General features: G+C 60.3%; 19 protein-coding genes. 4 read left to right on the forward strand and 15 right to left on the reverse strand.

The annotated features are described in order from the left end of the window. The first annotated feature begins 9 nt into the window (after positions 1-9). The 3 genes from coaE to yacG all read left to right on the forward strand — a co-directional run bounded on the left by coaE (position 10) and on the right by yacG (position 1740). Positions 10-633, forward strand: a complete 624-nt coding sequence (gene coaE, locus ACO1VH_RS04230; RefSeq protein ID WP_486242710.1) for a dephospho-CoA kinase — start codon at positions 10-12, stop codon at positions 631-633. Positions 634-777: 144 nt separating this feature from the next. Beyond that, a complete protein-coding gene (gene zapD, locus ACO1VH_RS04235; protein WP_486242712.1) occupies positions 778-1533 on the forward strand; it encodes a cell division protein ZapD in 756 nt (251 codons plus the stop codon). Positions 1534-1539: 6 nt separating this feature from the next. After that, entirely contained in the window at positions 1540-1740 is a 201-nt protein-coding gene (yacG, locus tag ACO1VH_RS04240) for a DNA gyrase inhibitor YacG (protein WP_188419698.1), read from the forward strand. A gap of 38 nt (positions 1741-1778) precedes the next feature. Here yacG and ACO1VH_RS04245 read toward each other — a convergent pair whose 3' ends face one another. From ACO1VH_RS04245 to ACO1VH_RS04265, 5 genes are all read right to left on the reverse strand, one after another. Continuing rightward, positions 1779-2195, reverse strand: coding sequence for an NUDIX domain-containing protein (locus tag ACO1VH_RS04245; protein WP_486242714.1), 417 nt, complete (start codon positions 2193-2195; stop codon positions 1779-1781). Between the two features lie 75 nt (positions 2196-2270). After that, positions 2271-3137, reverse strand: coding sequence for an ATP-binding protein (locus ACO1VH_RS04250; RefSeq protein ID WP_486242716.1), 867 nt, complete (start codon positions 3135-3137; stop codon positions 2271-2273). A 57-nt stretch (positions 3138-3194) separates the two neighbouring features. Further along, the gene (gene argJ, locus ACO1VH_RS04255; protein WP_486242718.1) at positions 3195-4430 is read right to left on the reverse strand and encodes a bifunctional glutamate N-acetyltransferase/amino-acid acetyltransferase ArgJ; all 1236 of its coding nucleotides are present in this window, start codon (positions 4428-4430) and stop codon (positions 3195-3197) included. A 158-nt stretch (positions 4431-4588) separates the two neighbouring features. Beyond that, positions 4589-7360, reverse strand: coding sequence for a preprotein translocase subunit SecA (gene secA / locus ACO1VH_RS04260; RefSeq protein ID WP_486242720.1), 2772 nt, complete (start codon positions 7358-7360; stop codon positions 4589-4591). Between the two features lie 210 nt (positions 7361-7570). Beyond that, the gene (locus ACO1VH_RS04265) at positions 7571-8539 is read right to left on the reverse strand and encodes a M23 family metallopeptidase (RefSeq protein ID WP_486242721.1); all 969 of its coding nucleotides are present in this window, start codon (positions 8537-8539) and stop codon (positions 7571-7573) included. A 55-nt stretch (positions 8540-8594) separates the two neighbouring features. Here ACO1VH_RS04265 and ACO1VH_RS04270 point away from each other — a divergent pair, with 55 nt between their 5' ends. After that, positions 8595-9089, forward strand: a complete 495-nt coding sequence (locus ACO1VH_RS04270; protein ID WP_486242723.1) for a DciA family protein — start codon at positions 8595-8597, stop codon at positions 9087-9089. Between the two features lie 79 nt (positions 9090-9168). Here the strand turns inward: ACO1VH_RS04270 and lpxC are convergent, their stop codons facing one another. The 10 genes from lpxC to murD all read right to left on the reverse strand — a co-directional run bounded on the left by lpxC (position 9169) and on the right by murD (position 20464). After that, positions 9169-10104, reverse strand: coding sequence for a UDP-3-O-acyl-N-acetylglucosamine deacetylase (lpxC, locus tag ACO1VH_RS04275; RefSeq protein ID WP_486242725.1), 936 nt, complete (start codon positions 10102-10104; stop codon positions 9169-9171). 145 nt (positions 10105-10249) lie between these two features. Continuing rightward, complete coding sequence (locus tag ACO1VH_RS04280) at positions 10250-10753, reverse strand: redoxin family protein (RefSeq protein ID WP_486242726.1); 504 nt, start codon at positions 10751-10753, stop codon at positions 10250-10252. Positions 10754-10938: 185 nt separating this feature from the next. Further along, positions 10939-12123, reverse strand: a complete 1185-nt coding sequence (gene ftsZ / locus ACO1VH_RS04285) for a cell division protein FtsZ (protein WP_486242728.1) — start codon at positions 12121-12123, stop codon at positions 10939-10941. Positions 12124-12242: 119 nt separating this feature from the next. After that, positions 12243-13475: a cell division protein FtsA gene (gene ftsA, locus ACO1VH_RS04290; RefSeq protein WP_188419708.1), complete on the reverse strand. Its 1233-nt coding sequence runs from the start codon at positions 13473-13475 to the stop codon at positions 12243-12245. Between the two features lie 20 nt (positions 13476-13495). Further along, positions 13496-14263, reverse strand: a complete 768-nt coding sequence (locus ACO1VH_RS04295) for a cell division protein FtsQ/DivIB (protein ID WP_486242730.1) — start codon at positions 14261-14263, stop codon at positions 13496-13498. Between the two features lie 28 nt (positions 14264-14291). Further along, on the reverse strand, positions 14292-15266 hold the full coding sequence (locus tag ACO1VH_RS04300) for a D-alanine--D-alanine ligase (RefSeq protein WP_486242857.1): 975 nt from the start codon (positions 15264-15266) through the stop codon (positions 14292-14294). Between the two features lie 2 nt (positions 15267-15268). After that, positions 15269-16669 (reverse strand): UDP-N-acetylmuramate--L-alanine ligase, encoded by a 1401-nt coding sequence (murC, locus tag ACO1VH_RS04305; RefSeq protein WP_486242732.1) that lies wholly within the window; start codon positions 16667-16669, stop codon positions 15269-15271. After that, positions 16666-17754 carry an undecaprenyldiphospho-muramoylpentapeptide beta-N-acetylglucosaminyltransferase gene (gene murG / locus ACO1VH_RS04310; protein WP_486242733.1) on the reverse strand — a complete coding sequence of 363 codons (1089 nt, stop codon included), beginning with the start codon at positions 17752-17754 and terminating at the stop codon, positions 16666-16668. Before murG ends, murC begins: the two co-directional genes overlap by 4 nt. After that, on the reverse strand, positions 17751-18959 hold the full coding sequence (gene ftsW / locus ACO1VH_RS04315) for a putative lipid II flippase FtsW (RefSeq protein ID WP_486242735.1): 1209 nt from the start codon (positions 18957-18959) through the stop codon (positions 17751-17753). The genes murG and ftsW overlap by 4 nt, the downstream gene beginning before the upstream one ends. Beyond that, the gene (gene murD, locus ACO1VH_RS04320) at positions 18956-20464 is read right to left on the reverse strand and encodes a UDP-N-acetylmuramoyl-L-alanine--D-glutamate ligase (protein WP_486242736.1); all 1509 of its coding nucleotides are present in this window, start codon (positions 20462-20464) and stop codon (positions 18956-18958) included. The genes ftsW and murD overlap by 4 nt, the downstream gene beginning before the upstream one ends. Between the last annotated feature and the right edge of the window lie 23 nt (positions 20465-20487).

Genomic DNA, 20487 nt, shown 5'->3' on the forward strand with positions numbered 1-20487 from the left:
GATACTTACATGACGCGCGCAACGCGATTCTCGGTCGGCCTGACAGGCGGCATCGGCAGCGGCAAGACGACCGTCGCCGAACTGTTCGCCGGCCTCGGCGCTGCCGTGATCGACACCGACCAGATCGCGCACCAATTGACGGCAACCGGCGGCATCGCCATCGAACCGATCCGGCAGGCATTCGGCACCGGCTTCATCACCGCAGACGGTGCGATGGATCGCACACGCATGCGCGAAGCGGTCTTCGCCGATCCGACATCGAAAAAGAAACTGGAAGCCATCCTGCATCCGTTGATCCGTAGCGAAACTGAACGTGCAGCGGCCGAAACGCAAGGCGTCTATCCACTTTTCGTCGTGCCGCTGCTGGTTGAATCGAGCGTATGGAAGCAGCGCGTCTCGCGCGTGCTGGTAGTCGATTGCAGCGAGGAAGTCCAGCTGCAGCGCGTCATGCAGCGCAATGCGCTCAGCGAAGCGCAGGTACGCGCCATCATGGCGACCCAGGCCCCGCGCGCAGCCCGGCTGGCGGCGGCGGACGACGTGATTGTCAACGAAGGCGATCCTGCCGCGTTGACGGTGCAGGTCGAACGCCTGCATGCCGCCTATGTTGCCCTGGCGCAGGCCGATGAACGCTGAACGGACTTGCCGGTCTATCGGATGAACGCCGCCTGTGCCGGCCCCACTGGATAGACAGATGTCTATTTGTAATTTGGCGCGGCTTCGTTCAGAATCACACAAATTGCCTCGTACCGGCCGGTCTAACTTTATAGGGATGCCACCTTGATTGTTTACGAATACCCTTTCAATGAGCGTATTCGCACGCTGCTGCGGTTGGAAGACCTGTACGAGAAATTCGCCTTCTTCATCGGTCACGATCATCCGCAGCACCATCATGTCGCCCTGTCCACCATTTTCGAAATGCTGGAAGTCGCCGGCCGCGCCGATCTGAAATCCGACCTGCTGCAGGAACTGGAACGCCAGAAGCAGACGCTGCTCGGATTCCGCTCCAATCCCAATGTCGAACCGGAAATGCTGGATGCGATCCTGGTCGATATCGATCGCATCAGCACCGCGCTGGTTGCCTCGCAAGGCAAGACCGGCCAGCATATCCGTGAAAACGAATGGCTGATGAGCATACGCGGCCGCACCATCATCCCGGGCGGCGCCTGCGAATTCGACCTGCCGTCCTATCATGCATGGCAGCACGATTCGACCGAGCAACGCATTGCCGACATCCAGAAGTGGTTTACGCCGCTGGTACCGCTGTTCGATGCGATCACCATGGTGCTGCGCCTGCTGCGCGAATCGGGACGCCCGGTCAAGATGATCGCGCAGTCCGGCAGCTATCAGCAGATGCTGCAAGGGAAGACCTATCAGATGCTGCGCCTGACCGTGGATGAAACGCTGGGTGCGATTCCCGAAATTTCGGCCAACAAGTACATGCTGTGGGTGCGCTTCACGTCGCAGGACGGCGACATGAAACCGAAGGCGATGGAAGGCGATATTCCTTTCGAGCTCACCCTCTGCAGCTTCTGACGCATCATGCCGACAGTCGTCAATTGCCCTACCTGCGGCACCAAGGTCGAATGGATTGAAGCCAACAAATATCGGCCATTCTGTTCGGAACGCTGCCGCCAAATCGATCTGGGCGCATGGGCGGAAGAAAAATACGTGATTCCGGTCGCCAATCCGCTCGACGATTTCGACGACGAAGCCCCGCCGACACCGGACCGGAAATCCTGATTTTCCCTAGCGGACTGCGGTCCGCTCAAGCCAGCACTTCAAGCCGAATAGCGCAAGCGATCCAGCCACTCGATCAACGGTATCGTCGCCGGCAGCAAAGGCTCCACACCGACACTGCCCTGCCAGGCGAAAGCCTGTTTCTCCAGACTTTGCGGCTCGCCCTGCCAATCGCGGCTGATGTAGAAGTGCAGCCGCACATGCGCATGCGGATAGACGTGTTCGACGCCGCACCACGGCTCCGCCGACAACACCTGTACACCAAGTTCCTCGACGAATTCGCGCTTCAGTGCATCGAGAATATCTTCACCCGCTTCCACCTTGCCGCCGGGGAATTCCCAATAGCCTGCATACGGCTTGCCTTCCGGCCGCTGGCCGAGCAGCACGTCGCCATTCGGCTTCATCAGGATGCCGACGGCGACATCGATCGGTTTCGGTGGAGACAGTGAATCGGACATGATGTGCAGCGCGGAAAGGAATAAAAGGAAGGCAAAGCATGGAGCGACATACCGCTCCATGCCTGCTTGCTGTTTTTACTTGTTCATCTTGCCGGCATGGTCCTTGGCGAACTGCCAGGCCACGCGGCCGGAACGCGAACCGCGCTGCAGTGCCCAGCGCAATGCTTCCTGACGCGCATCCTCGATTTGCTGCTCGTTGCAGCCGAAATAGGCCAGCCAGTGCGCAACGATATCGAGATAGTCGTCCTGCTTGAACGGATAGAAGGTCACCCACAGGCCAAAGCGTTCGGACAGCGAGATTTTCTCTTCCACCGTCTCGCCTGGATGCAAATCGCCGTCGTCGCTGTGATGGTAGCCCGCGTTATCTGACATGCGCTCCGGCAGCAGATGGCGGCGATTCGAGGTCGCATAAATCAACACGTTGTCCGACTGCGCGGACACGCTGCCGTCCAGCGCCACCTTCAGCGCCTTGTAGCCGCCCTCTCCCTCCTCGAACGACAAGTCATCGCAGAAGATGACGAAACGCTCGGGGCGCTTCGACACCATGTCGACGATATCGGCCAAATCGCCGAGATCGCTCTTGTCGACTTCGATCAGGCGCAGGCCGCGATCGGCGAACTGGTTCAGACAGGCCTTGATCAGCGACGACTTGCCGGTGCCGCGCGCGCCGGTCAGCAACACGTTGTTCGCCGGCTTGCCGTCGACGAACTGGCGGGTGTTCTGTTCGATCTGCTCCTTCTGAGGACCGATGTTGTGCAGGTCATCCAGCGCGATCGGCGACAGATGGGCGACCGGCTGCAACCAACCGCGGCCGTTCGACTTGCGCCAGCGGAATGCCACCGAGGCGTTCCAGTCGGGCTCGTTCAGCGCAGGTGGAAGAAAGGCTTCGAGGCGGCCGAGCAAGGCTTCGGCGCGCGTCAGGAATTGTTCGAGTTGTGTCATGAGATCAGATTTCTGGTGAAGTGAGCACAGCCGGACGCAAGCGCGTCCGACACGGGATCACGACCGGTAATCCGCGTTGATCGAGACGTAGTCGTGCGACAGATCGCAGGTCCAGATGGTGGACACTGCGCTGCCGCGACCGAGCTTGACCCGGATGGTGATCTCGCTCTGTTTCATCACGCGCTGGCCGTCGGCTTCCTGATAATCCGGATGGCGGCCGCCGTTCTTTGCGACCCAGACATCGTCCAGATAAAGGTTCAATTGCGTGACGTCGAGATCGTCGACGCCAGCATAGCCGATGGCGGCCAGAATGCGGCCGAGGTTGGGATCGGATGCGTAGAAGGCCGTCTTCACGAGCGGCGAATGCGCGATCGAATAGGCGATCTTGCGGCATTCTTCCGCGTCGCGGCCTTCTTCCACGGTAACGGTCATGAATTTGGTCGCGCCTTCGCCGTCGCGCACAATCATCTGCGCCAGTTCCTGCGACAGGCCGAGTACAGCCTCGTACAGCGCGGCATATTCAGGGGTGTTATCCGCCGTGACATCAACACCGGCAGTGCCGGTCGCCATCACGATGAAGGAGTCATTGGTCGATGTGTCGCCGTCGATGGTGATGCAATTGAACGAGCGATCGGCGACGTCACGCACCATCTTGTCCAGCACCGACTGCGCGACCTTGGCATCCATCGCCAGAAAGCCCAGCATCGTCGCCATGTTCGGCTTGATCATGCCGGCGCCCTTGCTGATGCCGGTCAGCGTGACGGTCTTGCCATTGATCGCCACCTGACGCGAAGCCGCCTTCGGCTGCGTATCGGTCGTCATGATCGACAGCGCGGCGTTGTGCCAGTTGTCAGACTTCAGATTGCCGATCGCCTGCGGCAGGCCCGCAACCAGACGATCGATCGGCAGCGGCTCCAGAATGACGCCGGTGGAAAACGGCAGAATCTGTTCCGGCGCACAATCGAGCAGCTTGGCCAATGCTTCGCAAGTCTGCTTTGCATGCGCCAGACCGCTTTCGCCGGTACCTGCATTGGCATTGCCGGTATTGACGACCAGCGCACGGATCGGCGCGTCCTCGCGGCGTCCGGCCAGATGTTCCTTGCACAATTGCACCGGCGCCGCGCAGAAGCGGTTCTTCGTGAACACGCCAGACACGGTTGCCGTTGGCGCCAGCTTCATCACCAGCAAATCCTTGCGGTCGGCCTTGCGGATGCCGGCTTCGGCATGCCCCAGTTCGATGCCGGCCACCGCCGTCAGTTTTTCAGGAATCGGAAGAGGAAGATTGACGGCCATGGCGCGTTTCTGGAAAAGAGGGGTTGTAAAGGATCATTATTTTAAACGCTTCGGCCGAACTCGACCGGGGCGGCAGATAGTGCTGCAGGATACGAGACAAGACAAAAGCAAAAAGGGCGGGATGACCCGCCCTTTCTTCATCTTGCCTGTTGCAGCGATCAGGCCAGCTTGCCGTGGCACTGCTTGTACTTCTTGCCACTGCCGCACGGGCATGGATCGTTGCGGCCAACCTTGGGCACCGCATTGACGTGCGGCCGTCCCGGCTGGCTCGCATCGTCGCCTGCTGCGGTCGGCGCCAGCAATTCTTCCGGCGCGGCATTCGCGTCGAAATCGGCATGCTGGTAATGCACATTCTCCACTTGCGATTGCGCCAGCTGCGCTTCGGCCGCGTCGATTTCCGCACGCGACTGGATACGCACCGTCATCACGGTCTTCACGACCTCGTCCTTGATCAAGTTCAGCATCTGGCCGAACAGTTCGAAGGCTTCGCGCTTGTATTCCTGCTTCGGGTTCTTCTGCGCATAGCCGCGCAGATGGATGCCCTGGCGCAGATGATCGAGTGCCGCCAGATGTTCGCGCCAGTGCGAATCGACAGCCTGCAGCATCACGCTGCGCTCGAATCCGGCGAACGGTTCGCGGCCGACAATCGCAACTTTGGCATCGTATGCCGCATCGGCCGCCTGCAGCAGGCGTTCAAGCATTTCGTCGTCGGTGATCTCCGGCTCTTTTTCCAGCAGGGCCTGCATCGACAAATCGAGCTGCCATTCGTTGCGCAGCACATCGTCCAACGCAGCCAGTTCCCACTGCTCTTCCAGCGACTGCTCCGGCACATACAGACGGAACTGTTCGGTGAACACACCATGACGCAGCGCCGCGATCAGGCTGGCGACGTCTTCGGTTTCCAGCAATTCGTTACGCTGCTGATAGATGACCTTGCGCTGATCATTGGCGACGTCGTCGTATTCGAGCAATTGCTTGCGGATGTCGAAGTTGCGCGCTTCGACCTTGCGCTGTGCCGACTCGATCGAACGCGACACGATGCCCGCTTCAATCGGCTCGCCTTCCGGCATCTTCAGTCGATCCATGATGGAACGCACACGATCGCCAGCGAAGATGCGCAGCAACGGATCGTCCAGCGACAGATAGAAGCGCGACGAACCCGGATCGCCCTGACGGCCGGAACGACCGCGCAGCTGGTTGTCGACACGGCGAGATTCATGACGCTCGGTACCGATGATGTGCAAACCGCCGGCCGCCACCACCTGATCGTGCAGCGATTGCCATTCGGCACGCAGCTTCTGTGCCTGCGCAATCTTGTCGGCATCGCTCAGATCGGGATTCGATTCCAGCAACTGGATCTGCTTGTCGACATTGCCGCCAAGGACGATGTCGGTACCGCGGCCGGCCATGTTGGTGGCAATCGTGATCGCCTTTGGACGGCCCGCCTGAGCGATGATTTCCGCCTCGCGCGCATGCTGCTTCGCATTCAGCACGTTGTGCGGCAGTTTCGCCTTGTTCAGGATGCCGGACAGCAGTTCGGAATTTTCGATCGACGTGGTGCCGACCAGCACCGGCTGGCCGCGCTCGTAGCAATCCTGAATGTCCTTCAGCATCGCCTGGTATTTTTCATCCGCGCTCTTGTAAACCTGATCCTGGCGATCCTTGCGCTGGCTCGGACGATTCGGCGGGATGACGACCGTTTCCAGCTTGTAGATTTCCTGGAATTCGTAGGCTTCGGTATCGGCCGTACCGGTCATGCCAGCCAGCTTCGCATACATGCGGAAGTAGTTCTGGAACGTGATCGACGCCAGCGTCTGGTTCTCGTTCTGGATCTTCACGCGCTCCTTGGCCTCGACTGCCTGATGCAGGCCATCGGACCAGCGGCGGCCGCTCATCAGGCGGCCGGTGAATTCGTCGACGATGACGACTTCGCCGTTCTGCACGACGTAATGCTGATCCTTGTGATACAGCGTATGCGCGCGCAGCGCGGCATAGAGATGATGGATCAACGAAATGTTGGCAGCATCGTACAGCGAGGCACCTTCGGCCAGCAGGCCCATGCGCGTCAGGATTTCCTCTGCCTTCTCGTGGCCGGTTTCGGTCAGCAGCACCTGATGCGACTTCTCGTCCTTCGTGTAGTCGCCCGGCACTTCGACCTTGCCCTTGCCGTCCGGCGTTTCCTCGCCGATCTGCAGCGTCAGCAGCGGCGGCACTTCGTTGATCTTGTGATAGAGATCGGTATGGTTTTCCGCCTGGCCGGAGATGATCAGCGGCGTACGCGCCTCGTCGATCAGAATGGAGTCGACCTCGTCGACGATGGCGAAATTCAGGCTGCGCTGCACGCGATCCGCGGCATCGTAGACCATGTTGTCGCGCAGATAGTCAAAACCGAATTCGTTGTTGGTACCGTAGGTGATGTCGGAACCATAGGCGACCTGCTTGTCGTCATGCGCCATCTGCGACAGATTCACGCCGGTCGTTAAACCCAGCCAGCCGTACAGCACGCCCATCGATTCGGCATCGCGCTGCGCCAGGTAATCGTTGACCGTCACCACGTGCACGCCCTTGCCGGACAAGGCATTCAGATAGGCCGGCAGCGTCGCCATCAGCGTCTTGCCTTCGCCAGTGCCCATCTCGGCGATCTTCCCGTAATGCAGCGTCATGCCGCCGATCAGCTGCACGTCGAAGTGACGCATCTTCAGCACGCGCTTGCTGGCCTCGCGACAGACGGCAAAGGCTTCCGGCAGCAATGCATCCAGACTTTCGCCCTTCGCGTAGCGCTCCTTGAACTCGGGCGTCTTGGCCTTCAGTTCGTCGTCCGACAGCTTTTCCAGCACGGGTTCGAGCGCGTTGATTTCGCGAACGGTCTTCTGATATTGCTTGAGGAGACGCTGATTGCGGCTGCCGAAAATCTGGGTCAGTAATGACATGCTTGGATTCTAATAATGACGCCTGAAACTATATTGGAGCAGCAACACTGTCCCAAAGCGGCGAAGGGTCAAATTGCGGATTCTATCATGTGGTTTTCCGGCATATCGGGGTGACAACGACGGAAACAAGAGGGAAAAACGAATGCGGGAATAGAGGAAGGCAAGGATAACGCGCGGCGCACATGAAGGATATGTGCCGCCGTCCATCGATCAGCGACGGCTCGCTGCCGCCAGCTTGTCCGCCTTGGCCTGATCGGCACCGGCAGCAAGGAATTTGCGCGGATCCTGGGCCACGCCCTTGACTCGGACTTCGAAATGCAAATGCGGCCCGGTCGAGCGTCCGGTCGTTCCGATATCCGCCACATGCTGGCCGCGCCGCACGATATCGCCGACATGCACCAGAATGCGCGACGTATGCGCATAACGCGTAATCATGTCGTTGCCGTGATCGATCTCCAGCATGTTGCCGTATTGCGGATGGAATTCGGCGACGGTGACGACGCCGCCGGCAGCCGCCACGATGGGCGTACCGATCGGTGCGGCAAAGTCGATGCCTTCATGCATGGCAGCGCGTCCGGTAAACGGATCGATGCGCACACCGAAGCTCGACGCGTTATAGGCGACATTGACCGGCTGGCTGGTCGGCAGCAGCCGGGACTTGATCTTGTCGCTCATCAGCGTCGATTCGACGACGTTCATGTAATCGGTGCGCCGCTCCAGGTCGTGGCTCATCGAATCGAGCAGGGACTGGAATTCGGACATCGTCAGGTCGTGGCTGCTGGTGCCGTCCATGCTGCTGGGTTCGGCACCGCCGCGCCCCGGCAGTACGCCGAAATTGAATTCGGTCGGCTTGACGCCCGCCAGCCCCTGCACGCGCTCGCCCAACGCATCCAGCCGCATCATCTGCGCCTGCATCTCGCCCAGCTTGCGCGCCATCAGCGCCAGATTTTCTTTCAGGAATTTGTCCTTGCCGGCTTCTTCGCCGGAAGAAACGGAAGCCATCATGTCGCGCACCGGCGTCGGCATGGAATTGGCATGGCTCAAGGCAAGATAGGAAAGCAGAGACGCGCCGACGATCACCGCCAGCACGAAGCCAGCCATGCACAACAACAGATGACGGCGCGTCAGCGTGACGGATTTCGCGTGCGAAAAACGCGGGTGCAACAGGATGATCTGCATCGCAACTCCCTGATCCCTCGCTCATGGGCGGCGAGGTGTGATAAGGTTTCAGACGATGCGGCCATCCTCTTTCACCCCATTCAAGCCAAGCGCCTCTTCGCCGAAACCGGCCAAGGGCGCCGCGGAATTCTTGCGTTCGCACGACAAGCTTGCCATGCTGCTGCCCGCCGTCACGCGCATGGCTTCCCTGCAGAGGGATTGCGCAGCGGCGCTGCCTGCGACATTCGCGCAATGTGCGGTGCTGCAGTATGAAGCGGACCAACTGGTCCTGTCCGTACCGAACGCGGCGCTGGCAGCGAGACTGAAGCAGCAATTGCCGAAATTACAAGACGAACTGCTGCAGCGGGGCTGGCAGGTTAACGCAATCCGTCTCAAAGTGCAAGTTGGCAAAACTGTCGCAAAATCAACGACTTCCAGCAAACTCGTATTATCGACGCGAGCCGTGTCCGCCTTTGCCGAACTCGATGCCGCGCTGGAAGATTCATCGCGCAACCGCGAACTGAAAGCGGCACTGTCGGCGATGGTCCGGCATCACCGCACTAATAAGTAAACAGAAAACGCAGAAAAGAAAACGGGGCCATCGGCCCCGTATCTTTTTGCATCAGTTGCATCCGCTCAGCGATCTCAGCTCAGCTCAGCGCCCACTCCAGACCGGCCTGACGCACGTAATCCTTGGGCGCCGCTTCCACCTTTTCGAACTGCACGATTTCATAGGCGTCCGGCTGTTCGAGCAAGGCACGCACCAGCAGATTGTTCAGCATGTGACCAGACTTGTGCGCGTTGTAGCTGGCGATCAGCGGATGGCCGACCAGATACAGGTCGCCGATCGCATCGAGAATCTTGTGGCGTACGAATTCGTTCTCGTAACGCAGGCCGTCGGTATTGAGGATGCGGTATTCGTCCATCACGATCGCGTTTTCCAGCGAACCGCCACGGATCAGGCCGAGGCCGCGCAGCGTTTCCATATCCTGCATGAAGCCGAAAGTGCGCGCGCGCGCCACGTCCTTTACATAGGACTCCAGGCTGAAATCGATCTCGGCCGTCTGGCCGGTGCCGTCGACGGCGGGATGGTTGAATTCGATGAAGAACTTGAGTTTGAAGCCTTCGTACGGTTCCAGCCGCGCCCAGATTTCACGGTCACCGCTGCCGTGGCGCACTTCGACCGGCTTCTTGACGCGGATGAATTTCTTGGCGGCTTCCTGTTCTTGCAGGCCGGCTTGCTGCAACAGGAAAACAAAGGAAGAAGCGGAACCGTCCATGATCGGCACTTCCTCGGCCGTCAGGTCCACATAAAGATTGTCGATGCCCAGTCCGGCACAGGCGGACATCAGGTGTTCGACAGTCGAAACCTTGGCCTCGCCCTGCTGCAGCGTGGACGCCATGCGCGTATCGCCGACATCTGTCGCGCGTGCAGGCAAAACGACGGGAGGATCGAGATCGATGCGCCGGAACACGATACCGGTATCGACCGGCGCCGGGCGCAGCGTCAGTTCGACCTTGGTGCCGGAATGCAGACCGACGCCGATGGACTTGACGCTTTGTTTGATGGTGCGTTGTTTGAGCATGATCGATTATAGCAATCGCCTGTGCATCTTGCGTGAATGCCATGTAAAAGCATGTAACAGATACAACACAGGAAAATCACGTATTGCCACTACGCTCTCAATAAAAAACGGCGCCGAAGCGCCGTTCTCACGGATGCAGGCGAAATCAGATTTGCGCCAGCAGTTTTTCCGCGGTCGAGCTTTCCAGGTGGCCGCTGTCTTCCACGTTCAGTGCCTTGACGACACCGTTGTCGACCAGCATCGAATAGCGTTGCGAACGCACGCCCAGGCCACCCTTGGTCAGATCGAATTCCAGGCCCAGCGCCTTGGTGAACAGGCCGCTGCCGTCGGCGATGAAACGGACCTTGCCGTTGGCCTTCTGGTCACGTGCCCATGCGCCCATCACGAACGGATCGTTGACCGAGATGCACCAGATTTCGTCGATGCCCTTGGCTTTAAACTGGTCGGCAGCCTGGATGTAGCCCGGGGCATGCTGTTCGGAGCAGGTCGGCGTGAATGCGCCCGGCACTGCGAAGATTGCGATCTTCTTGCCTTTGGTCGCTTCAGCCACCATCACCTTGTTCGGGCCGACGGAGCAGCCTTCGCTTGCCACGTCGATGTATTCCGCGAGCCGTGCGTCCGGCAGCTGATCGCCAACTTTGATCGTCATCTTGAATTCCTCTATCTATTGAAATGATTAAACACAGCTAAACGACAGTCCATGCAAAAGCGCCGCGCCTACTTTTCGCAAGGCGCGGCGCGAAGACCGAAGCATGCCTCGTTCCACCCGTTTTACACGGGCAGTTCGCTCATTGTAAACAAACTGCCCGCCCGGATGAAATTTGCCGACAGGAATCAGTCGGCCTGCTTGCGCAGGAAGGCCGGGATGTCATAGGTTTCCATGCCATTTTTTTCCAGTGCACGCACGGTATCGGATGCCGATTCGCGACGCCAGACCGCCGGCGCTTTCAATCCCTCGAAAGCTGCAGCCGGTTGAGCGGCACCCTGCATCATGCCCGTGTTGGCCATCATCGGCTCGTTGTGCGTACCGGTACGCAGCATCGGCGTCTGCACCAGTTGCACACCCTTGCGCGCACGGCCCAGGCCGGTCGCGACCACGGTCACGCGGATTTCGTCGCCCATGTCGTCGTCGTAAGCGATGCCCTGTGCGATCGATGCATCCGGTGCGGCGAAAGCGCGTACGGTTGCCATGACTTCCTTGATTTCCTTGCCCTTCAGGCTGCGGCTGGCCGTGACGTTGACCAGCACGCCGCGCGCGCCGGACAGGTCGATGCCGTCCAGCAGCGGCGAAGCGACAGCCTGCTCGGCAGCGATGCGTGCGCGATCGATGCCGCTGGCAGTCGCCGTCCCCATCATCGCCTTGCCCTGCTCGCCCATGATGGTTTTCACGTCGTTGAAGTCGACGTTGATGTGGCCCGGCACGTTGATGATCTCGGCGATACCGGCGACGGCGTTGTTCAGCACGTCGTCGGCATGCTGCAGCCATTCGATCATGCTGTCGTCTTCGTAGATCTCTTCCAGTTTTTCATTCAGGATGACGATCAGCGAATCGACGTGCTCGCCCAGCGCTTCCAGACCTTCTTCGGCGATGTCCATGCACTTCTTGCCTTCGTACGAAAACGGCTTGGAGACGACCGCCACCGTCAGCGCGCCCTGCTCTTTCGCCACTTGCGCAACGATCGGCGCCGCGCCGGTACCGGTGCCACCGCCCATGCCGGCTGCGATGAAGACCATGTGCGCGCCGCGCAGCGCATCCTCGATGCGGGTGCGCGAATCTTGCGCCAGCTGGCGGCCGACGTCAGGCTTCATGCCGGCGCCGAGGCCGGTGTCGCCGATCTGGATGATGTTGTGCGCCTTCGATTGTTCCAGCGCTTGCGCATCGGTGTTGGCGGCGATGAATTCCACGCCGGACACGCCCTTGTTGATCATGTGCTGCACCGCATTCCCGCCGGCGCCGCCGACACCAACCACCTTGATCACCGTACCTTGAGAGGCATTTTCGAGCATATCGATTTCCATGATAGTTCCTTCATAAAGAGCAGTTCCCAGTTGCTAGACATCACGCGGTGTCACGCCTAGCAACTGCCAACTGCAGGTTGAGACAAAAAATTAAATAACCGTAAAACCAAACATCCAGCTTAAAAATTACCGAGAAACCATTCCTTCATGCGACGCAGAAGCGCCGTCGCCGAACCGTCCTGCCGCGTGACGATATGTCCACGCAAGTACTGCTTCTTCGCTTCCAACAACAAACCCAGTACCGTTGCATAGCGCGGGCTGCGCACCACATCGGCCAGCTGCCCGGTATATTCCGGCGTGCCCAGGCGCGCCGGTTTCAGGAAAATGTCTTCCGCCAGTTCAACCATGCCCGGCATCAGCGCCGTACCGCCGGTCAGCACGATGCCGGACGACAGCACTTCCTCGTAACCCGATTCGCGCACCACCTGATGCACCAGCGAGAACAATTCCTCGATGCGCGGCTCGATCACCGCTGCCAGCGCCTGGCGCGACAGCGCACGCGAACCGCGATCGCCAAGCCCTGGCACTTCCAGCGTCTCGCCCGGATCGGCCAGCACCTGCTTGGCCATTCCGTAACGCAGCTTGATCTCCTCCGCTTCCGCCGTCGGTGTGCGCACCGCCATTGCGATGTCGTTCGTGATCTGATCGCCGGCGATCGGAATCACTGCCGTATGGCGGATCGCTCCTTCGGTGAAGATCGCGACATCCGTCGTGCCTCCACCTATGTCTATCAGCACGACGCCAAGTTCCTTCTCGTCCGGCGTCAACACTGCATCGGCCGATGCCATCGGTTGCAGGATCAGATCCGATACTTCGAGACCGCAACGGCGGATGCACTTGACGATGTTCTGCACAGCGGAAACGGCACCGGTGACGATGTGCACCTTGACCTCGAGTCGGATACCGCTCATGCCGATTGGTTCACGCACGTCTTCCTGGTTGTCGACGATGAATTCCTGCGGCACCGTGTGCAGCAATTGCTGGTCGGTCGGAATGTTGACCGCCTTCGCCGTCTCGATCACGCGCGCAACATCGGTCGCCGTGACTTCCTTTTCCTTGATCGCCACCATGCCGCTCGAATTGAAGCTGCGGATGTGGCTTCCGGCGATCCCCGTGTAGACGTTGCGGATCTTGCAGTCGGCCATCAGCTCGGCCTCTTCCAGCGCACGCTGGATCGATTCCACGGTGGCCTCGATGTTGACCACGACCCCCTTCTTCAATCCCTTGGATTCGTGCTGGCCCAGGCCGATCACCTCGTGGCGGCCGTTCGGCAAAACTTCCGCCACCACCGCCACCACTTTCGAGGTGCCGATGTCGAGGCCGACGATCAGGTTTTTTGCGTCTTTAGTCATGTTGTCCCGCTTGTTTTCGCTTACTTCTTCCTACTATCCAATCCTGCGGTCAGTCCCTGTGCTCTCAGTGCCAGCCCGTTCGGATAACGCATGTCGATGTTCTCGATCCGATTCTGCAAACGCTCGACCAGTTGCGGATAGATTCCTATCAACCGATCGACACGCTCCTTCAACGTCGTACTGCTCTTCTCCCTGCCCAGTTCTACCGTAATGCCGTTGCTTAATTTCATCGACCACGCATAACGATCCGACAGATCCAGCGATTCCACCGTCAATCCCAGCGGCGCAAACCAGTTGTTCAGATCGGCCAGTCGTGCAACCACTTCCTTCTCGCTGCCGACCGGTCCGTTGAATTCCAGCAGGCGCGCATCCTCTTCCGCTTCTGCCAGATTCACGACAAACACATCGCCCTTGGTCGACAGCAGCTTGCCGTCGTCGCCCCAGGTACCCAGTGGTAGGTGCTCTTCCAGCGTCACCGTCAACTGGTTCGGCCATTCGCGGCGCACCGTCGCCTTGCGTACCCACGGTACCGATTCGAACGCCTGCCGCACCGTGTTCAGGTTGGCCGTGAAGAAATTGCCGCGTATGTGCGTCAACGCCGCGCTGCGCACCGTCAACGGATTGATGTGCCGCAACGGCTGTTGCTGCGTGCCTTCGATGCGAATCACCTTCAGCGTGAAATACGGCAACTGCGCGACCCACCACAGGAAAGCGGCAACCAGCGCGAGCGCAACCAGCCCGAACAGGGCATTGGCGGTTGCGTTCAGCATCTTGATGTCTTGCCACATGATGGTTTCCCGTTGCTTCCTATTCCGTTTACTTCGCTACCGCCGGCTTCAGTTCCAGCTTCGCCGCACGCAGGATTTCCACGCACAGATCCTCATAAGCCGTACCGGTCGCCTTGGCCGACATCGGCACCAGCGAGTGGCCGGTCATGCCGGGCGACGTGTTGATTTCCAGCATGAACGGCTCGTTATCCGATTCACGCACCATGAAATCGACACGCGACCAGCCGGTACAACCGATGGCCTTGAACGCCTCGACCGCCAGTGCCTGAACGCGCTTCGTCAATGCCTCATCCAGCGGCGCCGGGCACAGATACTGCGTGTCGTCGCTGAAATACTTGTGTTCGTAGTCGTAATTGCCCTGCGGCGCGCGAATCTCGACGATGGGCAATGCGCGTGCCGCACGGCCGCTGCCCAGCACCGGCACCGTCAATTCACGTCCCTTGACGAACTGCTCTGCCAGCACCACGTCGTCGTACTTTGCGCACAACTCGAAACCCGCCTGCAGATCCGCTTCGTTTTCGACGCGTGCGATGCCGATCGTCGAACCTTCGTGCGGCGCCTTCAGCATCAGCGGCAGGCCAAGCTCGGCCGCCACTTCCTTCAACCGTTGCGGCGATGTCGCCTTCGCATCCAGTGCAACGAACTTCGGTGTCGGCACGCCCTGGCTCAGACAGACGCGCTTGGTCATCACCTTGTCCATCGCAATCGCCGAAGCCATCACGCCCGGACCGGTATACGGAATGCCCAGCTGCTCCAGCGCGCCCTGCAGCGTGCCGTCTTCGCCGTAGCTGCCATGCAGCGCGATGAAGACGCGATCGAATTTCTCGGCCGCCAGGTCCGCCAGGCTGCACTCGGCCGGATCGAAGGGATGCGCATCGATGCCCTTGCTGCGCAGTGCTTCCAGCACGCCCTTGCCCGACATCAGCGATACCTCACGCTCGGCGGAACGTCCGCCGAACAGCACGCCCACCTTGCCGAATTCATTTTTCAACTCTGTACCCATTTTCATTGCACCTGCATCAACTTGGCCGGAACGCCGCTGATCGAACCGGCGCCCATCGTGATCAGGACGTCGCCATCCCGAATGACATGCCTGATCGTCGCCGGCATGTCGGCAATATTCTCGACAAAGACCGGATCGACCTTGCCGGCCACGCGCAGCGCATGCGCCAGCGTGCGGCCGTCGGCAGCGACGATCGGCTGCTCACCCGCCGCATACACCTCGGCCAGCACCAGCATGTCGGTCGTTGACAGTACCTTGACGAAATCCTCGAACAAGTCGCGCGTGCGCGTATAGCGATGCGGCTGGAACGCCAGCACCAGCCGGCGCCCCGGATAGGCGCCGCGTGCCGCCGCGATCGTCGCTGCCGTTTCCGCCGGGTGATGACCGTAGTCGTCGACCAGTGCAAACGTGCCAGCGCCCTTGCCGTTGACATCGTGAATCGAAATTTCTCCATAGCGCGTGAAGCGCCGGCCGACGCCGTTGAATTCGGTCAACGCTTTCTGCGTCGCGCAGTCATCGACGCCCAGTTCACGCGCAATCGCAATCGCGGCGCACGCGTTCTGCACGTTGTGCATGCCGGGCTGATTCAGACTCACCTGCATAGGCGCATAACCGTCCTGGATCACCGTGAACTGCATCTGGCCGTCGACCGCGCGCGCATCGACCGCACGCACTTCGGCGTCCTCGTGGAAGCCGTAGGTCGTCACCAGCTTGGCCACGCGCGGCATGATCTCGCGCACGGTCGGATCGTCGATGCACAGTACGGCCACGCCGTAGAACGGCAGGCGCTGCGTGAAATCGACGAAGGCCTGCTTCAGCTTTTCGATGTCGTGGTCGTAGGTTTCCATGTGATCGGCATCGATATTCGTGATGACTTCGATCACCGGCGACAGATTCAGGAAGGATGCATCCGACTCGTCTGCCTCGACGACGATGAATTCGCCAGTACCCAGTCGTGCATTCGCGCCTGCCTTGTTCAGCACACCGCCTATGACGAAGGTCGGATCGAGCCCGCCTTCGGCCAGGATGCTGGCGACCAGGCTGGTGGTCGTCGTCTTGCCATGCGTGCCGGCGATCGCGATGCCGCGCTTCAGGCGCATCAGTTCGCCCAGCATGATCGCGCGCGGTACGATCGGAATGTGTTTCTCACGGCCGGCAACGACTTCCGGGTTGTCCTGCTGCACGGCGGTGGACGTCACGATCGCATCGGCACCGGCGATGTTTTCGGCGGCATGGCCCTGGATCACCTTCGCGCCGAGTTCGGCCAGACGGCGCGTAGCCGCATTGCTGCCGAGGTCGGAGCCGGAAATCGTGTAGCCCAGGTTCAGCAGCACTTCGGCAATGCCGCTCATGCCAATGCCGCCGATGCCGACAAAATGAATATGTTTGACTTTGTGTTTCATGCGGTTTTCACCAGTTGTTCCAGCACGTCGGCAATCGTCGCGTTGGCGTCGCGCCGTCCGTTTGCGTATGCCGCTTCCGCCATCTGCAGGCAGCGTTCGCGTGTCATGTTCTGCAGCAGGTTCGCCAGCTGCTGCGGCTGCATCTCGGTTTGCGGCAGATGGATCGCCGCACCCTGCTTTTCCATCCATTGCGCATTGTCGCGCTGGTGTGTCGTCGTCGAGACCAGCAGCGGCACCAGCACGCTGGCGACGCCGGCCGCTGTCAATTCCGATACCGTGATCGCACCGGCACGGCAAATCACCAGATCGGCTTCCGCATAACGGCGCGGCATGTCGTCGATGAAATCGACCACTTCTGCCTGCACGTTCGCCTGTGCATAGTTCGCACGCAGTGCATCGATGTTCTTCTTGCCCGACTGGTGCGTGACGATCGGTCGCTGCGCTTGCGGGATCAACGCCAGCGCCGCTGGCAGCGTATCGTTGAGCGCCTTTGCGCCGAGGCTGCCGCCGACCACCAGCACTTTCAATGGGCCGCTACGGTCGGCGTAGCGTTGCGCCGGTGCAGGCAGCGTGGCGATTTCTGCACGTACCGGATTGCCGGTCACGATCGCCTTGTCCGCCGCTGCGCCAAAATCGGCTGGAAAGCCAAACAGCACGCGCTGCGCCGACGATGCGAGCGTCTTGTTCGACAGCATCAGTGCCGCATCGGCATTGATCAATACCAGCGGAATACCGCGCAGCTTTGCCATGAAACCGCCCGGCACCGTCACGTAGCCACCCATGCCAAGCACCACGTCCGGATTGCGGCGCGCCAGAATCGAACGGCATGCGAGAAAACTCGCCGCCATGCGAAACACGCCCTTGATCGTGTGCATCGCACCCTTGCCGCGCAGACCGCTGAAGGCGATCGTATCCATGTCGATGCCGTGCTTCGGCACCAGATCACCTTCCATACCATGCGACGTACCCAGCCAGGAAACCTGCCAGCCACGTGCGCGCATCGTGTCCGCGATCGCCAGACCCGGGAAAATGTGACCGCCGGTTCCGGCTGCCATGATCAGCAGTTTTCTTGCTTGCGCGGTCATATACGGCCTCCACGCATGAGAACTCTGTTCTCATAGTCGATGCGCAGCAGGATCGCCAATCCGATGCAGTTGATCAGCACACCCGAACCGCCGTAGCTCATCAACGGCAGCGTCAATCCCTTGGTCGGCAGCAGGCCGAGGTTCACGCCCATGTTGATGAATGCCTGCACGCCGAGCCAGATGCCGATGCCCTTGGCTGTCAGGCCGGCAAACGTCATATCCATCGCAATGGCCTGACGGCCGATTTCGAATGCGCGCTTGATGATCCAGTAGAACGCGATGATTACGACCAGCACGCCGACGAAACCCAGCTCCTCGCCGATTACCGCCAGCAGGAAGTCGGTATGCGCTTCCGGCAGGTAATGCAGTTTTTCCACACTGCCGCCGAGACCGACGCCAAACAGTTCACCACGACCGAACGCGATCAGCGAATGCGACAACTGATAGGCCTTGCCGAGCGCATTGTTTTCATCCCACGGATTCAGATAGGCGAAGATGCGCTCGCGCCGCCACGGCGACAGCACGATGACCAGACTGAAGATGCCGACCAGCATCGCGCCGATACCGCCGAACCAGATGCCGTTGACACCGCCCAGGAACAGGATGCCCATCGCGATGCAGACGATCACGCCGAACGCGCCCAGATCCGGTTCCAGCAGCAGCAACAGGCCGGCGAAACCGATCGCTACCGTCATTGGCATGAAGCCCTTGGTCAGCTTGTGCATCACCTGCTGCTTGCGCACCGTGTAATCGGCCGCATACAGCACGACGAACAGCTTCATCAGTTCCGACGGCTGCAGGTTGAACACATGGAACGACAGCCAGCGGCGCGCGCCGTTGACACCCTTGCCCACGCCCGGAATCAGCACCAGCAGCAACAGGATCAGTGTGCCGGCAAACAGATAGGGGGCCAGCTTCTGCCATGTTTCGATGCGCACGCGGAATGCCAGCAGGCCGACGAACAGCGACAAGGCGATGAAAATCGCCTGACGTCCCAGAAAATGAGCATTGTCGTAACGCGCATACTTCGGCGAATCCGGCAGCGAGATCGATGCCGAATACACCATCACCATGCCAAACAGCATCAGCAGCACCACGACCCATACCAGCGGCTGGTCGTAGGCCATCATCTTGGAACGCTGGTCCAGGCTGCCCGCGATTTTTTTCGTCGCGGCGCGCGAGAACATCGGCAAGGCGAGCTTCATGCGCTGACCTCCCCGCGTTCCAGACCGACCTCGCGCACGGTATCGACGAACACCTGCGCGCGATGTGCATAGTTCTTGAACATGTCGAGGCTGGCACAAGCCGGCGACAGCAGTACCGCATCGCCCATCTGCGCCAGATCGGCCGCCTTGCGTGTCGCTTCTTCCAGCGTCGTGCAATCGATCATCTCGACATTCGACGATGCCAGCGCCGCACGGATCGCGCCGGCATCCTTGCCGATCAGCAGCACCGCACGCACGTACTTGGCGACCGGATCGGCCAGCGGCGCGAAATCCTGTCCCTTGCCGTCGCCTCCGGCAATCAGCACCAGCTGCTGCGACGATCCTGATTGTGCAGTACCAAGTCCTACCAGCGCCGCCACCGTCGCGCCGACATTGGTGCCCTTGCTATCGTCGTAGTAATCGACGCCGGCGATCGTCGTCACATGTTCGACGCGATGCGGTTCGCCCTTGTATTCGCGCAGGCCATGCAGCAGTTGCGCCATCGGCAGACCGATCGCGCGGCACAGTGCCAGCGCCGCCAGGGCATTGACGGCATTGTGCTGGCCGCGAATCTTCAGCGCATCCATCGGCATCAGCTTGCTCGTCATCACCGGCACTTCGACGACCTCGTTCTTACGACGCTTCTTCTGCGGCTCTTCCGCCTCGACGGCAACCGACAGCCAGCGCATGCCGTTTTCATCGACCAGACCGAAGTTGCCGATCTCTTCCGCCTCGTCCGTACCAAAGGTAACGACCTTCGCCAGCGGACTCGCCATCTGCATCACGATCGTGTCGTCGCGGTTCAAAACGCGTACGGTGCCGTTGCCGAAGATGCGCGCCTTGTCGGCAGCATAGGATTCCATGTCGCCGTGCCAGTCCAGATGATCCTGCGTCACGTTCAGCACGGTAGCCGCATCGGCCTGCAGGCTGAACGTCGTATGCAGCTGGAAGCTCGACAGTTCCAGCACCCACGCCTGCGGCAGGCTGTCGTTGGCGATCGCATCGTGCAGACGATCCAGTGCGGCGGGGCTGATGTTGCCGGCCACCGTCACGCTCAAGCCGGCGCGGCGGCACAGCAGACCGGTCAGGCTGGTAACCGTCGTCTTGCCGTTGGTGCCGGTGATTGCGACGATCTTCGGTGCATAGCCGCGCTCTTCCTTCAATGCGGCCAAGGCTTGCGCGAACAGTTCGATCTCGCCCCAAACGGGAATGTCTTTTTCCGCTGCAACCGGCACGATGTCGGCCAGCTCGCGCGACGGCATCAGGCCGGGACTGACGGCGATGAAATCGATGCCGTCCAGCAGAGACGCGGCAAACGTCACCGAACCATCACCGCCGATGAATTCCGCTTGCGGCGCGATCTCGCGCAACTGCGGCAAACGCTCCGGTTCTGTGCGCGTGTCGGCCACGCGCAGCGACGCGCCGCAGTGGACCAGCCACTGCGCCATCGCCAGCCCCGACTCGCCGAGACCCAGAACCAGAACGTGTTTGCCTGCGTAATTCATCTTTTCTGCTTCTTCCCTACTTT

The sequence above is a fragment of the Oxalicibacterium sp. genome, assembly GCF_057353965.1.

Bases quoted from the DNA above. Each gene is read 5' to 3' on its own strand.
- ACO1VH_RS04245 (WP_486242714.1), bottom strand. From the start codon at position 2,195: ATGTCCGATTCACTGTCTCCACCGAAACCGATCGATGTCGCCGTCGGC.
- murC (WP_486242732.1), bottom strand. From the start codon at position 16,669: ATGAAACACAAAGTCAAACATATTCATTTTGTCGGCATCGGCGGCATT.
- ACO1VH_RS04250 (WP_486242716.1), bottom strand. From the start codon at position 3,137: ATGACACAACTCGAACAATTCCTGACGCGCGCCGAAGCCTTGCTCGGC.
- ACO1VH_RS04300 (WP_486242857.1), bottom strand. From the start codon at position 15,266: ATGGGTACAGAGTTGAAAAATGAATTCGGCAAGGTGGGCGTGCTGTTC.
- ACO1VH_RS04270 (WP_486242723.1), top strand. From the start codon at position 8,595: ATGCGGCCATCCTCTTTCACCCCATTCAAGCCAAGCGCCTCTTCGCCG.
- ftsW (WP_486242735.1), bottom strand. From the start codon at position 18,959: ATGAAGCTCGCCTTGCCGATGTTCTCGCGCGCCGCGACGAAAAAAATC.
- lpxC (WP_486242725.1), bottom strand. From the start codon at position 10,104: ATGCTCAAACAACGCACCATCAAACAAAGCGTCAAGTCCATCGGCGTC.
- argJ (WP_486242718.1), bottom strand. From the start codon at position 4,430: ATGGCCGTCAATCTTCCTCTTCCGATTCCTGAAAAACTGACGGCGGTG.
- ACO1VH_RS04265 (WP_486242721.1), bottom strand. From the start codon at position 8,539: ATGCAGATCATCCTGTTGCACCCGCGTTTTTCGCACGCGAAATCCGTC.
- murG (WP_486242733.1), bottom strand. From the start codon at position 17,754: ATGACCGCGCAAGCAAGAAAACTGCTGATCATGGCAGCCGGAACCGGC.
- ACO1VH_RS04295 (WP_486242730.1), bottom strand. From the start codon at position 14,263: ATGTGGCAAGACATCAAGATGCTGAACGCAACCGCCAATGCCCTGTTC.
- secA (WP_486242720.1), bottom strand. From the start codon at position 7,360: ATGTCATTACTGACCCAGATTTTCGGCAGCCGCAATCAGCGTCTCCTC.
- ACO1VH_RS04280 (WP_486242726.1), bottom strand. From the start codon at position 10,753: ATGACGATCAAAGTTGGCGATCAGCTGCCGGACGCACGGCTCGCGGAA.
- coaE (WP_486242710.1), top strand. From the start codon at position 10: ATGACGCGCGCAACGCGATTCTCGGTCGGCCTGACAGGCGGCATCGGC.
- ftsA (WP_188419708.1), bottom strand. From the start codon at position 13,475: ATGACTAAAGACGCAAAAAACCTGATCGTCGGCCTCGACATCGGCACC.
- ftsZ (WP_486242728.1), bottom strand. From the start codon at position 12,123: ATGGAAATCGATATGCTCGAAAATGCCTCTCAAGGTACGGTGATCAAG.
- murD (WP_486242736.1), bottom strand. From the start codon at position 20,464: ATGAATTACGCAGGCAAACACGTTCTGGTTCTGGGTCTCGGCGAGTCG.
- yacG (WP_188419698.1), top strand. From the start codon at position 1,540: ATGCCGACAGTCGTCAATTGCCCTACCTGCGGCACCAAGGTCGAATGG.